The 13,644-nt window shown below is 73.4% G+C and carries 12 protein-coding genes; 8 read left to right on the forward strand and 4 right to left on the reverse strand.

Features of this window, described 5'->3' with window-relative positions; genetic code table 11:
* Nucleotide 1: 1 nt before the first annotated feature.
* The 4 genes from ACF1CT_RS19335 to ACF1CT_RS19350 all read left to right on the forward strand — a co-directional run bounded on the left by ACF1CT_RS19335 (nucleotide 2) and on the right by ACF1CT_RS19350 (nucleotide 4,461).
* Nucleotides 2-1,111, forward strand: coding sequence for a zinc-binding dehydrogenase (locus tag ACF1CT_RS19335; RefSeq protein WP_391785084.1), 1,110 nt, complete (start codon nucleotides 2-4; stop codon nucleotides 1,109-1,111).
* Between the two features lie 79 nt (nucleotides 1,112-1,190).
* Nucleotides 1,191-2,153, forward strand: coding sequence for an aldo/keto reductase (locus ACF1CT_RS19340; RefSeq protein ID WP_391785085.1), 963 nt, complete (start codon nucleotides 1,191-1,193; stop codon nucleotides 2,151-2,153).
* Nucleotides 2,154-2,155: 2 nt separating this feature from the next.
* Nucleotides 2,156-3,184: an alpha/beta hydrolase fold domain-containing protein gene (locus tag ACF1CT_RS19345; RefSeq protein ID WP_391785086.1), complete on the forward strand. Its 1,029-nt coding sequence runs from the start codon at nucleotides 2,156-2,158 to the stop codon at nucleotides 3,182-3,184.
* A gap of 29 nt (nucleotides 3,185-3,213) precedes the next feature.
* Entirely contained in the window at nucleotides 3,214-4,461 is a 1,248-nt protein-coding gene (locus ACF1CT_RS19350; protein ID WP_391785087.1) for a multidrug effflux MFS transporter, read from the forward strand.
* Between the two features lie 69 nt (nucleotides 4,462-4,530).
* On the opposite strand, the gene hpaD is transcribed toward ACF1CT_RS19350, so the two are convergent.
* From hpaD to ACF1CT_RS19370, 4 genes are read right to left on the reverse strand one after another with little or no spacing between them, the layout of a single operon-like run.
* A complete protein-coding gene (gene hpaD / locus ACF1CT_RS19355) occupies nucleotides 4,531-5,556 on the reverse strand; it encodes a 3,4-dihydroxyphenylacetate 2,3-dioxygenase (protein WP_391785088.1) in 1,026 nt (341 codons plus the stop codon).
* 19 nt (nucleotides 5,557-5,575) lie between these two features.
* Nucleotides 5,576-7,075 carry a 5-carboxymethyl-2-hydroxymuconate semialdehyde dehydrogenase gene (gene hpaE, locus ACF1CT_RS19360; RefSeq protein ID WP_391785089.1) on the reverse strand — a complete coding sequence of 500 codons (1,500 nt, stop codon included), beginning with the start codon at nucleotides 7,073-7,075 and terminating at the stop codon, nucleotides 5,576-5,578.
* A 24-nt stretch (nucleotides 7,076-7,099) separates the two neighbouring features.
* Nucleotides 7,100-8,020 carry a 4-hydroxy-tetrahydrodipicolinate synthase gene (dapA, locus tag ACF1CT_RS19365; protein WP_391785090.1) on the reverse strand — a complete coding sequence of 307 codons (921 nt, stop codon included), beginning with the start codon at nucleotides 8,018-8,020 and terminating at the stop codon, nucleotides 7,100-7,102.
* Between the two features lie 40 nt (nucleotides 8,021-8,060).
* Nucleotides 8,061-9,497 (reverse strand): fumarylacetoacetate hydrolase family protein, encoded by a 1,437-nt coding sequence (locus ACF1CT_RS19370; protein WP_391785091.1) that lies wholly within the window; start codon nucleotides 9,495-9,497, stop codon nucleotides 8,061-8,063.
* 265 nt (nucleotides 9,498-9,762) lie between these two features.
* On the opposite strand from ACF1CT_RS19370, the gene ACF1CT_RS19375 reads away from it, so the two are divergent.
* The 4 genes from ACF1CT_RS19375 (at nucleotide 9,763) to ACF1CT_RS19390 (ending at nucleotide 13,608) form a co-directional block, all read left to right on the forward strand.
* The gene (locus tag ACF1CT_RS19375) at nucleotides 9,763-10,518 is read left to right on the forward strand and encodes an alpha/beta fold hydrolase (RefSeq protein WP_391785092.1); all 756 of its coding nucleotides are present in this window, start codon (nucleotides 9,763-9,765) and stop codon (nucleotides 10,516-10,518) included.
* 112 nt (nucleotides 10,519-10,630) lie between these two features.
* The gene (locus ACF1CT_RS19380; protein WP_391785093.1) at nucleotides 10,631-11,314 is read left to right on the forward strand and encodes a GntR family transcriptional regulator; all 684 of its coding nucleotides are present in this window, start codon (nucleotides 10,631-10,633) and stop codon (nucleotides 11,312-11,314) included.
* 108 nt (nucleotides 11,315-11,422) lie between these two features.
* Nucleotides 11,423-12,541, forward strand: coding sequence for a phosphotriesterase (locus tag ACF1CT_RS19385; protein WP_391785094.1), 1,119 nt, complete (start codon nucleotides 11,423-11,425; stop codon nucleotides 12,539-12,541).
* Nucleotides 12,538-13,608 (forward strand): phosphotriesterase, encoded by a 1,071-nt coding sequence (locus ACF1CT_RS19390; protein WP_391785095.1) that lies wholly within the window; start codon nucleotides 12,538-12,540, stop codon nucleotides 13,606-13,608. The genes ACF1CT_RS19385 and ACF1CT_RS19390 overlap by 4 nt, the downstream gene beginning before the upstream one ends.
* Nucleotides 13,609-13,644 lie beyond the last annotated feature (36 nt).

Below are 13,644 nucleotides of genomic sequence, written 5' to 3' on the forward strand. Positions count from 1 at the left end.
GATGGACCTTCCCTCCTCCACCCGTGCCGCCGTCCTGACCGCGCACGGCACCTCCCTGGAACTCACCGACCTGCCGCTTCCCACGAAACCGGAGCCGGGCGCGGCCCTCGTGCGGATCGTCTGCACGACGCTGTGCGGCACCGACATCGAGATCTGGTCCGGGAAGATGACCTTCCCCGGCATGCTGCCGATGGTGCTCGGCCACGAGATGGTCGGCGAGATCGTCGCCGTCGGCGAGGACACCCGCGACGCGCTGGGCCGCGCACTCGCCGTCGGCGACCGCATCGGGTGGTCCGAGTCGACCTGCGGCGCCTGCCACGGCTGCGCCGTGCTGCGCGAGCCGGTCGCCTGCTCCGCCCGCGGTTACGGGTTCCTGCAGCGCGCCGACGTCCCTCCGCACGCCACCGCGGGTCTGTGCGAGTACGCCTATGTGGTCCCCGGGGCAGCCAAGCTCCTGCTGCCCGCCGGGATACCCGACACCTGGGCGGCGATGGCGGGGTGCGCCGCGAAGACCGTGCTCCGGGCGTTCGCCCGGGCCGGCGGGGTGCGTCCCGCGTCCAGCGTCGTCGTCCAGGGCTCGGGAGCGCTCGGCCTGTTCGCCACCGCGGTCGCGCGGATCGGCGGCGCGGGCCGGGTGGTCACCGTCGGCGCTCCCGCCCCGCGTCTGGCCCTGGCCCGCGAATTCGGCGCCGACGAGACGGTGGACATCGCGCAGGGGTCCGCGGCCGTGGTGGAGCGGGTGCGGGAACTCACCGGCGGCCGAGGGGCCGACCTGGTGCTCGACTTCGCCGGTGCGCCCTCGGTCGGCCGGGAGGCCGTGGAGATGGCCGCGCAGCGCGGACGCGTCGTCGTCGTCGGCAGCACCGGCCCGGTCTCCGAGGCGCTCCCGCTCGGCACGGTGATGGGCAAGGAGCTCACCGTCGTCGGTTCGCTCAACGGCGACATCGGCGACTACCACGAGGCGATCGGGTTCTTCACCGCCTTCCGCGACCGCATGCCGTGGGACCGGCTGTTCGGCACGCCCGTCGGCCTGTCGGAGGCGTCCGCGCGGATCGAGGCGATGGGCCGGCACGAAGAGATCAAGGCCGTCGTCGACCCCCGGATCACCTGACCCGCCCGAAGCCGCACCAACACCACCGACCCGCCCGGGCGGTCCGACGACGCCCGCGCCCCGAAGAGAGGAACCGCACGTGTCCCCCGCACTTCTCCCCCGACGCCGCATCGGCGGCAGCGGACTCGAGGCATCGCTGCTGTCCCTCGGCTCATGGCACACGTTCGACCGGATGGACTTCGCCGACGCCGTCGCCATGGTCCGCCACGCGCTCGACCGGGGCGTGAACCTGTTCGACGTCGGTGTCTACGGCATGCCCGGCACGCCTCCCGTCTTCACCGACGTGCTGTGGGGCGCGATCATGCGGGCGACCGGGGTTCCGCGCTCCGAGTACCTGGCCTCCGTGAAGCTGTGGATCGAGGGCTTCGGCGAGCGGGGCTTCGGTCCTCAGCTCGAAAACGCCTTCCTGCGCACCGGGCTCGACCACGCCGACCTGGTGATCCTCGGCGACCTGCGCCGCGACGACGTCCGCCTGGAGGACCTGGTCGCCGACCTCGCCGCCCTGACGGACGCCGGGCTGATCCGGGCCTGGGGGGTGAACAACTGGTCGGCGGCGAACATCCACGCCCTGCGCCGCGTCGCCGCCGAGCAGGGGGTGCCCGGACCGCAGATCGCCCAGCTGAAGTACAGCATGGCGCGCCGTTCCATCCCCGACGGCGAGCCGTTCGCCGAGCTGTTCGCCGACGGGTTCTCCATGCAGGCGTCCGACGTGCTGGAGGGCGGCATCCTCGCCGGACGGACCTCCCCCGGCCGCGAGATCGGCCGCGACCCCGGCGGTATCCGGGAGGCCATCGTGGCGACCGTCCCCGCCGTCACGCGGCTGGCCGCCGAGCTCGGCACCACGTGCGCCCAGCTCGCCGTCGCCTTCACCCTCACCCATCCCGCCAACGTCACCACCCTCGTCGGCGCCAGCCGGCTGGAGCAGGTCCGGCAGAACATCGGCGCCCTGGACCTGCTGCGGCGGGTGGGGGCCGAGGAGCTGCGCGCCCTCGTCGAGCCGTTCTGGTGCGACCGCGACGCCGTCGACCCGGAAGGCCCCTGACCGTGACAGCGACCGCATCCGGCGAACCGGGCGGGGGACGGCCGGTGCGCCCGCGCCCCGTCCCCTACGACCCGGAGCTCGAACCGGGCCTCGCGAACTGCCGGGAGCTGATCGAACGCGTCCCGCTGCGGGCCGGCACCGTCCTCGCCAATCGCGCGCACTTCGCCGCACTGGTGCCTTCCGTCGAGGAGGCGATCGGCGACCGGCCGGTCGGGTTCGAGCACGTCACGGCGCCGGGTCCGGCGGGGGCGCCGGACGTGGAGCTGACCGTGCTGCGCCCGCACGGCAACCCACGCGACGCGCCGGGCATCTACGCGATCCACGGCGGCGGCATGGTGCTCGGCAACCGGTGCTTCGGCGTCGCCGGGCTGATCGAGGACGTCCTGCGGTTCGGCGCCGTCGCCGCTACCGTCGAGTACCGTCTCGCTCCGGAACACCCCGCGCCCGCCGCCGCCGAGGACTGCTACGCGGGGCTGCTCTGGTTCGCCGGGCACGCCGCCGAGCTGGGCGTCGACCCCGCCCGCATCCTCGTCGGCGGCGCGAGCGCGGGCGGGGGCCTGAGCGCGGCGACCGCGCTGATGGCCCGCGACCGCGGCGGCCCCGCCCTCGCGGGCCAACTGCTGGACTGCCCGATGCTCGACGACCGCAACGACACCGTCTCCAGCCGGCAGTACGACGGCATCGGCATCTGGGACCGTGCCAACAACGACACCGCCTGGGACGCACTGCTCGGCGCGGACCGGGGCACCGACGCGGTCTCGCCGTACGCGGCGCCCTCCCGGGCGAAGGACCTTTCCGGGCTGCCGCCCGCCTTCGTCTCGGTCGGGGCCGCCGAGGTGTTCCGCGACGAGGCGGTGGACTACGCCTCGCGCATCTGGGCGACCGGCGGCCGGGCCGAGCTGCACGTGTGGTCCGGCGGATACCACGGCTTCACCGGCTTCTCCGCCGACGCCGAGGTGTCCCGGGCTGCCGGGGCGGCCCGCCGCTCGTGGATGCGGCGCGTCCTCGGCCGCACCGGCCGGTCCCGATGACGACGGCCCCTCCCGGCGGCGCGCGCCCGATGAGCGCGCGCCGCGCCGCGTTCGTCCTGGGCTCGCTGGAGGTGTTCGGGCCGCTGTCCATGGACCTGTCCATGCCGCTGCTGCCCCGGCTCGCCAGGGATCTGCACACCAGTGACAGCCTCGCCCAGGCGTCGATGTCGGTGTGCATGCTCGGGCTCGCGTTCGGCCAGCTCGCGGCGGGTCCGCTCAGCGACCGCCTGGGGCGGCGCCGGCCGCTGCTGGGCGGCATCGCGCTGTTCGCGGTGTTCTCGCTGATGTGCGCGCTCGCGCCGACGATCGAGGTTCTGCTCGTGACGCGTTTCCTGCAGGGGGTCACGGGTTCGGCGGGGGTCGTCATCGCGCTCGCCGCCGCCCGGGACATCGCCTCGGGCACCGAACTGGTGCGGCTGCTGAGCCTGCTCGGGCTGGTCGGCGCGCTGGCGCCGATCCTGGCTCCGGTCGCCGGTGGGCAGCTCAGCTCGGTCCTGGACTGGCGCGGGCTGTTCGTGGTGCTCGCCGTCGTCGGCCTCGCCCTGCTGGTCGTCGCGTCCACCCTGCTGCCGGAGACCCATCCCCCGGAACTGCGGCACCGAGGCGGCGGATTCGCCGGCACCGGGCGGCGGTTCGGCACGGTGCTGCGCGACCGTCTCTTCGTCTGCTACCTGCTGGTGGGAGCGTGCACCGGCACCGCCTTCTTCACGTATCTGGCGTCCATCAGCTTCGTCCTGCAGGACGGCTTCCACCTCACCCCGCGCGCCTTCGGGGTGGTCTTCGCGGCCAACGCGGTCGTCGCCGTGCTCGGGTCCCTGTTCAACCGGGCCGTCGTACGCCGGGCCGGGCCGGTGCGCATGTACGTGGCGGGCACCGCGGCGACGGCCGCGGCGGCCCTGGGGCTGCTCGCCGCGGTCCTCGCCGGGGCCGGTCCGGCCACCGTGCTCGTGCTGCTCGCGCTGGTGCTGTTCTGCTACGGCGTCATCGGTCCGAACAGCTCGGCGCTCGCGCTCGCCGGGCACGGCGGCCACGCCGGAACGGCCGCCGCGCTGCTCGGCATGTCGGGCTTCGCCGTCGGTCCCGTGGTGGCGCCCCTCGTCTCGCTCGCCGGCACCACCGAGGTGACCATGGCGCTCACCATGGCCGCCGCGACCGTCCTGGCGTGCGTGCTCGTCCGGACCGCCGTGCTTCCCCTGCTTCGCCGGCCCGGGAACCCCTCGACGACGAGCGGGCTCGACGACGGGAACACCGTGGGACGGCGCGGCGTCCCACGGTGAGGGGCCGGCGGACCGCCGGCGCGGACGGGGATGCCGGGGACGGTGCGCGCCGCCCCCGGCATCCGGGTGTCAGCCGTCCTGCCCGGCCGGGTCGACGATGCCGAGGCCGTCGGCGCCGACCCGGACGGCGGACTCGTCCAGCAGTGCCTCGGTGACGGGCCGGGGGCAGCCGTCGAGGTCGAGGACCGGGGACGCCTCCTTGTACCAGGACTCGATCACCGCGTTGCCCCAGAAGTCGCGGCGGCGGTCGTCGCGCACGTTCCACCGGTAGGTCTCGTGGTCGGGGTCGCCGGTGTAGTAGTCGGAGGTGTAGATCTCCACCCGGTGGCCGTCGGGGTCGCGCAGGTAGAGGTAGAAGGCGTTGGAGACACCGTGCCGGCCGGGGCCCCGTTCTATGTGGTGCTCCTTGCGCACGGAGCCGAAGATGTCGGCGGTGCGCAGCACGTGGTGGGACTCGTGGGTGGCCACGCCCACATGGTGCAGCCGGGGCCCCGCGCCACCGGTGAAGGCGACGTCGTGGACGGTCTGTTTGCGGTACATCCAGGCCGCGTAGAGCTCGTGCTCGTCACCCTCGATGGTCTCCGAACAGCCGAAACCGAGCGCCTGGTAGTGGGCGTAGGCGGCGGGTATGTCGGGGGTGCAGATGTTGAAGTGGTCCAGCCGTGCGATCTCGGCGCCGCGGCGGAGGTCGTAGCGCTGGATGAGGCGTTCGGCGCGGTCGATGTCGTGGAAGAACTCCACGGGGAAACCGAGCGGGTCCACGACACGGACGGCGTCGCCGACCCCCGGTGTGCCCTGTCCCCGGGGAACGCGGCGGACGGGACGGCCGAGGGCGGTGAAGTACTCCTCGGCGCGGTCGACGTCCTCGGGGGTGCGCACCCGGTAGGCGAGATGGTCCAAGGCGGGCGTCCCGCCCGCGCGCAGGACGAGGGAGTGGTGGGTGAGTTCGTCGGTGCCGCGCAGGCAGAGCAGCGTCTCGTCCTCGTACTGGACGTGGAAGCCGAGCATGTCGCACCAGAACCAGCGGGCCCTGGCCAGGTCGGTGACGACGAGCTGGGCATAGGCGGAGCGGACGACATCGGGAGGTGTACTCATGGGTGCTACTCCTTCGCGGTCAGGACGCGCCGAAGCGGGGTGTGCGCACCTCGCCGAGCATCACGTGGACGATCTTCGACTCGGTATAGAAGTCGATACTATGCGCGCCGCCCTCGCGGCCGAGTCCGGAGGCCTTCACGCCTCCGAAGGGGGTGCGCAGGTCGCGGACGTTGTGCGAGTTGACCCAGACCATGCCGGACTCGACGGCGTGGGCGACGCGGTGCCCGCGCTTGAGGTCGGACGTCCACACGTAGGCCGCGAGACCGTACGCGGTGGCGTTGGCCAGTTCGACGGCCTCGGCCTCGTCGTCGAAGGGGGCGACGGCGACGACCGGTCCGAAGATCTCCTCCTGGAAGATGCGGGCGTCCCTGGGGACGTCGGCGAAGACGGTGGGCTGGAGGTAGTTGCCCTCCGGGAGGTGTGCGGGGCGCACTCCGCCGGCCATCAGCCTGGCCTCCCGGCGTCCGATCTCGACGTACTGGAGCACGCGTGCGTAGTGCTCGGGGTGGACCAGCGCGCCGACCTCGGTGGCCGGGTCCGCGGGCGGGCCGACTCTGACCTGGTCGGCCCGCTCGGCCAGGCGGCGGGTGAACTCCTCGTACACCGGGCGCTGGACCAGCACGCGGGAACCGGCGGTGCAGCGTTCCCCGTTGAGCGAGAAGACGCCGAAGACCACCGAGTCCAGGGCGGCTTCGAGGTCGGCGTCGGCGAAGAGCACCACCGGGGACTTTCCGCCCAGTTCCATGGAGGTGGTCTTCAGGTGCGCCGCGGAGCTGCGGACGATGTGCCGTCCGGTGTCGGTGGAGCCGGTGAAGGAGATGAGCGGTACGTCCGGGTGGTCGACGAGGGCCTGGCCGGCCTCCTCGCCGATGCCGTGCACGATGTTGACCACGCCGGAGGGCAGTCCCGCCTGGTCGAGGATCTCGGGCCACAGACTCGCGGACAGCGGGGTCCACTCGGCGGGCTTGAGGACGAGCGTGCAGCCGGACGCCAGGGCGGGGGCCAGCTTCCAGCTCTCCAGCATGAACGGGGTGTTCCAGGGGGTGATCAGGCCCGCGACGCCGACCGGGGTGCGGACGACGTAGTTGAGCTGCTGGTCACCGGCCCTGAAGGCCTCCTCGCCGAGGGCGACGACGACGTCGGCGAAGTAGCGGAAGTTCTCCGCCGCCCGCCTGGCCTGGCCCCTGGCCTGGGTGATGGGCAGGCCGGAGTCGAAGGTCTCCCAGGCGGCCAGCCGTTCCTCGTGCGCCTCGACGGCGTCCGCGATCCGGTACAGGACGCTGGCGCGTTCCCGGTTGCCCACTTTCGACCAGGAGGGGAAGGCGGCCCGGGCCGCGGCGACGGCGCGGTCCACGTCGTCGGGCCCGCCCGCGGCGGCGGTGGTGTACGGGGTGTTGGACACGGGGTCGGCGACCGGGAGGGTACGGCCGTCGGCGCTGCCGGTGAGCTTCCCGCCGATCCAGTGGTGGATCGCGTCGGGCAGGTCGGCCGGGCGTGTGGCCGGAGTGTCGGTGGTCATGGCGTCTCTCTTCGTTCGCGGGGGTCAGATCTGCCGGGTGAGGTCGCCGCCCTCGGCGAGCAGGGCGCGGATCCGGGCCAGGCCGGCCTCGGTGGGCCCGGTGAGCGGCGGGCGGACGTGGGCCGAGGCGATCCGGCCCTGCTGTTCGAGGACCCACTTGGCGGGGGCCGGGTTGGTCTCGACGAACAGCAGGTCGACCAACGGGTGCAGCCGGTAGTGGAGGTCCCGGGCGGCGTCGAACTCACCGGCCTCCCACAGTTCGTACATGCGCGCCACGGCGGTCGGCGCCAGGTTGGCCACGGCGGAGACGAAGCCGGCTCCGCCGAGCGCGAGCAGCGGCAGGCACAGCAGCTCGATGCCGGACCACACCAGCAGCTCGCGGCCGCAGGCGTGCAGGACCCGGGAGAAGTGCTCGAAGTCCTTGGTGGTCTCCTTGACGCCGACGAAGTTGTCGAAGTCGGTGAACAGGCGCCGCACCGTCTCGGGCGCGATGTCGACGGCGGTGCGCGAGGGCACGTTGTAGGCGACGAGGGGCAGGTCGGGGAACTCGCGGGCCACCGTGGCATACCACCGGTACAGCGCTTCCTGGGTGGGCCTGGCGTAGTACGGGGTGATGACCAGGGCCGCGTCGGCGCCCAGGTCCCGGGCGGCGGCGGTGATTTCGAGGGTCTCGTCCAGCTTGTGCGAACCGGTGCCGGGCAGGAAGGGCACGCGGTCGCCGATCTCGTCCGCGGCGGTCCGCATCGCGGCGATGCGTTCGGCGGCGCTCTGGGCGGACGGCTCACCGGTCGAGCCGCCCAGCGAGATGCCGTGCGAGCCGGACTCCAGCTGCCAGCGGATCAGGCCCCGCAGGCCGTCGTGGTCGACCGCGCCCCCGTCGGTGAACGGGGTGACGACGGGGGCGATGGACCCGCGGATGGTGGCGGGGTCGGTGCGGTACTTCATGGACTGCTCCGGTGGGTGGGGCGGATGGGGGCGGGAGTGGTCAGTGGCGGGTGTCGCGCCACTGCCGGTAGGCGGCGTGCCGGGCGGGACCGAGCGGGTACAGGCCCTCGACGGGCTCGCCCGCCGCCACCTGTTCGGCGATGAAGCGTTCCTGCAGTTCCTGCTCGGTGCTGTCGGCGATGAGTTCCGCGGCCAGGTCCGGCGGGACGACGACCACGCCGTCCGCGTCGCCGACGAGGATGTCGCCGGGCTGGACGAGTGCTCCGCCGCAGGCGACGGGGGTGCCGGTGTCCCAGGGGATGTGACGGCGGCCCAGGACGGCCGGGTGCTCGGCGGCGTAGTACGTGGGCAGGTCGAGGGCGGCGACCGCGGCGCTGTCGCGCAGGCCGCCGTCGGTGACGATGCCGGCCGCGCCGCGTTTCATGGCCCGCAGGGCCAGGATGTCGCCGATGGTGCCGGCGGTGGGGTCGCGGCGGGCGTCCATGACGAGCACCTGGCCGGGGCGCAGTTCCTCGACGGCGCGCTTCTGGGCGTTCATGCCGTTGCCGTACTTCCGGAACAGGTCCTCGCGCAGCGGCAGGTAGCGCAGGGTGTGCGCGGATCCGACCAGTCTGTCGCCGGGGCGGGTGGGTCGCACCCCGTCGATCGTCATGTGCTGCAGGCCGCGCTTGCGCAGTTGGGAGCTGAGGGTGGCGGTGGCGAGGGAGCGCAGCGCGTCGGCGATGTCCCGGTCCAGGGCGGGTCCGGCGACGTGGCCGGGGCCCCGGGCGTCGGCACGCAGTGCGGCGTCGACGCGGGGCATGGCGCCCCATTCGGCAAGGTCGTGGGCGGCGTCCGTCACCGTGTTGCGCAGTCGGCCGCCGGACGGTTCGCCGTCCCGGCCGCGGACCTCCACCTCGACGACGTCGCCGGGCACGACGACGGAGGCGCCGGCCGGGGTCCCGGTGAGGATGACGTCGCCCGGCTCCAGCGTGACGAGCCGGGAGAGGTCGGCGATCAGTGTGCCGAACGGGAAGAGCAGCGTGCCGGTGTCGGCGTCCTGGACCAGTTCGTCGTTGACCCAGGTGCGCAGCCGCAGCGCGGCGGGGTCGAGCCGGGTGGCGTCCAGCAGCCGGGGGCCGAGGGGGGTGAAGCCGTCGGCGCCCTTGGAGCGCAGGTTGGAGCCGTGGTCGGCGTATCGCAGGTCGTACACGCCGGCGTCGTTCGCCGCGGTCACCCAGGCGACGTGGCTCCAGCCCCGCTCGGGGGTGACCCGGTGCGCGCGGCGGCCGATGACGAGGGCGATCTCGCCCTCGAAGGACATGAGTTCGCAGCCGGCCGGACGTACGAGGGCGTCGCCGGTGCCGGAGAGGGAGGAGGGGGGTTTGAGGAAGTAGGACGGCCGGTCGGGGACGCGACCGCGCTCCTTCGCCCGGCAGGGGTAGTTGAGGTGGACGGCGATGATCTTCGACGGCTGGGTTCCCAGCGGGTGCGGCATGGGATTTCTCCTGGGGCGTGAGCGACGTCAGGCGCTTGTCGAGGAGGGGCGGTGGCCGGTCGCCACCGGTGTGAGCGGGGCCGTCCGGCACGGGCGGCGGCGTTTCCCCGCACCGGGGACCTGGTGCGTCGCGGTGGCCGACCGCCTCAATAATCGTATACGCTATCATGCATGATCTAGAATGAAAGAGGCACTGCGAAGACAGTCGCGTCAGCGGAGGGCAGTGCCGAGAACAACGAAATCCCCTGTGAGGAGTGCGCACCCGATGCAAGGTCGAACCAGTCCGTACGTACGCACGTTCGCTCCCGGAACATCCGCCCCCGACCGGCCGGCCGACGCGCCGCCGGTGCTGCTCCTGCACGGCTTCGGCTCCGACGGGAACAGGGACTGGGTCGAAACCGGGATCGTCGGGGCGCTGACCGATGCCGGACGGGCCGTGATCGTGCCCGATCTGCCCGGGCACGGGGACAGCCCCGCGCCCTCCGCGGCGGCCGGGGCGGACGCACCGTCGCTGGCCGCGACGCTGCTGGCGGCGCTGGACGAGGCGGGCGCCGAAGCGTTCGACGCGGTCGGCTACTCCCTGGGCGCGAGGCTGCTGTGGGAGTTGGCCGACGCGGCGCCCGGCCGGGTGCGCCGGGCCGTTCTCGGCGGGCTCGGCCCCGCCGAACCGTTCGAGGCGGTGGACGTCGGAGCGCTGCGCCGCGCGGTCGCCGACGGCACCGAACCCGCCGATCCGTTCACCTCGGCGATCGCCGGCATGGTGCGCGCCCACGGGGAGCGGGCGGCCGGCCTCGCCCTGTGCGTCGAGGGGCTGCGGAGCACCCCCTTCGCCCCGCGCGGCTGGGCCGGGCCGACACCACCGGTCTTCGTCGTCGGCGAGGACGATGTGTTGACCCGGGGCATCGAGCGTATCGTCGGCCTGGTCGACGGGGCGGAGCTGACCTCGGTGCCCGGCGGCCATCTGGACGCCCTGACCGGAGCCGCCTTCCGTCGCACGGTGCTGGAGGTCCTCGCCCGGTGACCGCGCGCAGGACCGGACGCGCCGCGGACGGCGTCGACGCGCCACCGGCCGTCGACCGCGTACAGTTCCGGGGCCGCGCCGCGGCCGGCCGGACCAGGACGAGGGGACAGCGATGAGCACCACGCAGAAGCAGACCGGGGCCAAGGGGTCGAAAGCCGAGGTCAGTTACGAGCTGCTGCGCTCGCGGATCCTGGACGGGACCTACGGCCCGGGCTTCCGGCTGGTCCTCAGCCAGCTCGCACGGGAGACCGGGGTCAGCACGATCCCGCTGCGCGAGGCGCTGCGCAGACTGCAGTCGGACGGGCTCGTCGAGGTGGTGCGCAACATCGGCGCACGGGTGGCGGTCTTCGACGCCACGCAGGTGGAGCACTCGCTGCAGGTACTGGCCCGGCTGGAGGGGTACGCGACCGCGATCTGCGCGCCGCACATGACGGCGCGGCACATCGAGCGGTCGCGGAAGATCAACACCCGCATGATCAAGGCGCTGGAGGATTTCGATCCGGCGTCCTTCACCGCCCTCAACCGGGAGTTCCACTTCTCCCTCTACGAGCACTGCCCGGACCGGCACCTGGTCTCGCTGCTGGAGGCGGAGTGGGCACGGCTGGATCACATGCGCCGCTCGACGTTCACCTACGTCCCCGGCCGGGCCCGCCGCTCGGTCACGGAACACGACCGGTTGCTGGAACTGATCGAGACGGGCGCCACGGCGCGGGAGGTCGAACGGGTCGCCTGCGCCCACAAGATCGCGACCGCCGACGCGCTGCACGACGCCCACGGCACGCCACAGGCCGACTGAACCGGCTCCGGCTCCGCGTCCCGCCGCACCGCGACCCCTCGCGGGCGGTGGGGCTTTTTCACCGCAGAATCATATACGATTACAGATCTCATCTGTTACGTTGACCGTATGTCCACCACTGACCCGACCACAGCCGCGGCACACCCGCCGGGGGGCGCGCGGGCACCGCGGGAGACGGTCGTCACCGTCACCGGCGAGGTCGCACCGGACGCGCTCGGCGCGGTGCTTCCCCGCGAACACCTCCTGGGCGACTTCGCCCCGCGCCACGACACCCCCGAGTCCTGGGCGACCACCGGGCGGGCCCGCCCCACCCGCGCCGAACGGCTGCGGTTCTACCGGGCCCCGCTCACCATGGAACTGCTCGGCGAGGTGGGCATGGGGGCGCCGAACAGGGACGACTGGCTGCTCGACGACGAGGAACTCGCCGCCGCCGAGGCCACCGCCTTCGCCCGCGCCGGCGGCGGCACACTGGTGGACGCCACCACCGCCCCGCTCGCCCGCCGTCCGGCCGGTCTGCGCCGGATCTCGGCGGCGACCGGCCTCAACATCGTGATGGGGAGCGGGCGCCATCACCCGGCCTGGACCGACGGGCCGGCCGACCGCGATCCGGGGCGCCTCACCGAGGAGATCGTCCGGGACCTCACCGAGGGCGTGGACGGCGTGCGTGCGGGGATCATCGGCGCACTGCCGGAGCTGGATCCGCGCGAACCCGCCGAGCGCGCCCTCCTCGTCGCGGCGGCACGGGCCTCGGCCGCCACCGGCGCCCCCCTGTCGGTCGACCGCTGCGAGGACCCCGAAACCCAGCGGCGCGCGCTCGATCTGATCGCCGGGGAGGGCGCGGATCTCTCCCGTGTGGCCGTCGGACACTGCGACGCGCTCGCCCCGCGCCCCGACGCCCTCGAACCGCTCCTGGAGCGGGGGGTGTTCGTGCAGTTCGACGGGATCGGCCGACTGCCCTCGGTGCTCAGTGTCCGCGACGACCAGGATGTCGCCGCGGCCGTGCTCGAACTCGCCCGCCGGGGCCACGCCGGACGAGTACTGCTGTCCCAGGGCGTCCGCGCCAAGTCGCAGCTGCTGGCCCACGGCGGCGGCGGATACGGCTTCGTCCTCCGGCAGTTCGTCCCGTACCTGAGAATGCTCGGGGCCGACGAGGCCCTCGTCGAGACGGTCACCGTGACGAACCCGCGGCGGCTGCTCACCGTCCCGGCCCCGGGGGCGGACCGGTGAGCCGCCACCCCTTCGAGATCCCGGACATCGCCGGCAAGGTGCTCACCGTCGCGGGCCCCGTGGACCCGTCGGCGCTGGGACCGGTGCTCATGCACGAGCACGTCTTCGTCGACCTGCGCCGGCCGCCGCGGTTCCACCGCCCGGGCGAGGACGCGCCCGAGGCCGCCGAGCCGCTGACGCTCGCGACCCTCGCACGCACCCGCCACGGACGGCCGAACGCGGACAACGACAGGCTCGACGACTTCGACGAGATGCTCGCCGAAGTGCTGGCCTTCGCCCACTGCGGGGGCGGCACCGTGGTCGAGGTCTCCCCCGCCGGCCTGGGCAGGGACCCCGCGTCGCTGCTGCGGCTGTCCCGGGCGAGCGGGCTCCACGTCGTCATGGGCGGCGGCTGGTACACCCCCGCGTTCCACCCGGCGGACATGGACGGGCGCGACGTCGACGAACTCGCCGACACCATCGTGCGCGACATCGTCATCGGGGCCGACGGCACCGGCATCCGGTCGGGCGTCATCGGCGAGGTCGGCGCGGACTCCGTGCCGTTGACCGACAACGAGCTGAAGAGCGTGCGCGCGAGCGGACGCGCCGGCAGGCTGACGGGCGCCCCCGTGACCTTCCACGTCGGCGGTGTCGGCGAGGAGAAGTTCCGGGTGCTCGACATCCTCGCGGAGGAGGGCGTCGCGCCGTCCAACGTCGTGCTGGGCCACGGCACGGAGATCCTCGCGGACCCGGCGTTCGGCGAACGCGTCCTCGCCCGGGGCGTCTTCGTCGAGTTCGACTTCCTGGCCTCGCCCGGCAGCCCCTGGGGGCACCTGTTCCTCACCAGCGACCACAAGGTCGCCCGGGGCATCGCCGAACTCGTCGAGCGCGGATACGCGGACCAGATCCTGCTCGGCCACGACGTGTGCCAGAAGATCCAGCTCAAGAAGTACGGCGGCAAGGGCTACGACTACATCCCCCGGTACTTCCTGCCCGCCCTGCGCCGCCTCGGGGTGAGCGAGGAGGCGATCCGCCTGATCATGGTCGCCAATCCGGCGCGGGCGCTCGCCTTCGCACCGCCGGGGTGACCGCGACCGCGCCTTCGGCCGCCCCCCGCTGATCCG

The organism is Streptomyces sp. NPDC014734 (assembly GCF_043083325.1).
Classification (GTDB): Bacteria; Actinomycetota; Actinomycetes; order Streptomycetales; family Streptomycetaceae; genus Streptomyces.

Bases quoted from the DNA above. Each gene is read 5' to 3' on its own strand.
- ACF1CT_RS19370 (WP_391785091.1), bottom strand. From the start codon at position 9,497: ATGCCGCACCCGCTGGGAACCCAGCCGTCGAAGATCATCGCCGTCCAC.
- hpaD (WP_391785088.1), bottom strand. From the start codon at position 5,556: ATGAGTACACCTCCCGATGTCGTCCGCTCCGCCTATGCCCAGCTCGTC.
- hpaE (WP_391785089.1), bottom strand. From the start codon at position 7,075: ATGACCACCGACACTCCGGCCACACGCCCGGCCGACCTGCCCGACGCG.
- ACF1CT_RS19375 (WP_391785092.1), top strand. From the start codon at position 9,763: ATGCAAGGTCGAACCAGTCCGTACGTACGCACGTTCGCTCCCGGAACA.
- ACF1CT_RS19380 (WP_391785093.1), top strand. From the start codon at position 10,631: ATGAGCACCACGCAGAAGCAGACCGGGGCCAAGGGGTCGAAAGCCGAG.
- ACF1CT_RS19385 (WP_391785094.1), top strand. From the start codon at position 11,423: ATGTCCACCACTGACCCGACCACAGCCGCGGCACACCCGCCGGGGGGC.
- ACF1CT_RS19335 (WP_391785084.1), top strand. From the start codon at position 2: ATGGACCTTCCCTCCTCCACCCGTGCCGCCGTCCTGACCGCGCACGGC.
- dapA (WP_391785090.1), bottom strand. From the start codon at position 8,020: ATGAAGTACCGCACCGACCCCGCCACCATCCGCGGGTCCATCGCCCCC.
- ACF1CT_RS19350 (WP_391785087.1), top strand. From the start codon at position 3,214: ATGAGCGCGCGCCGCGCCGCGTTCGTCCTGGGCTCGCTGGAGGTGTTC.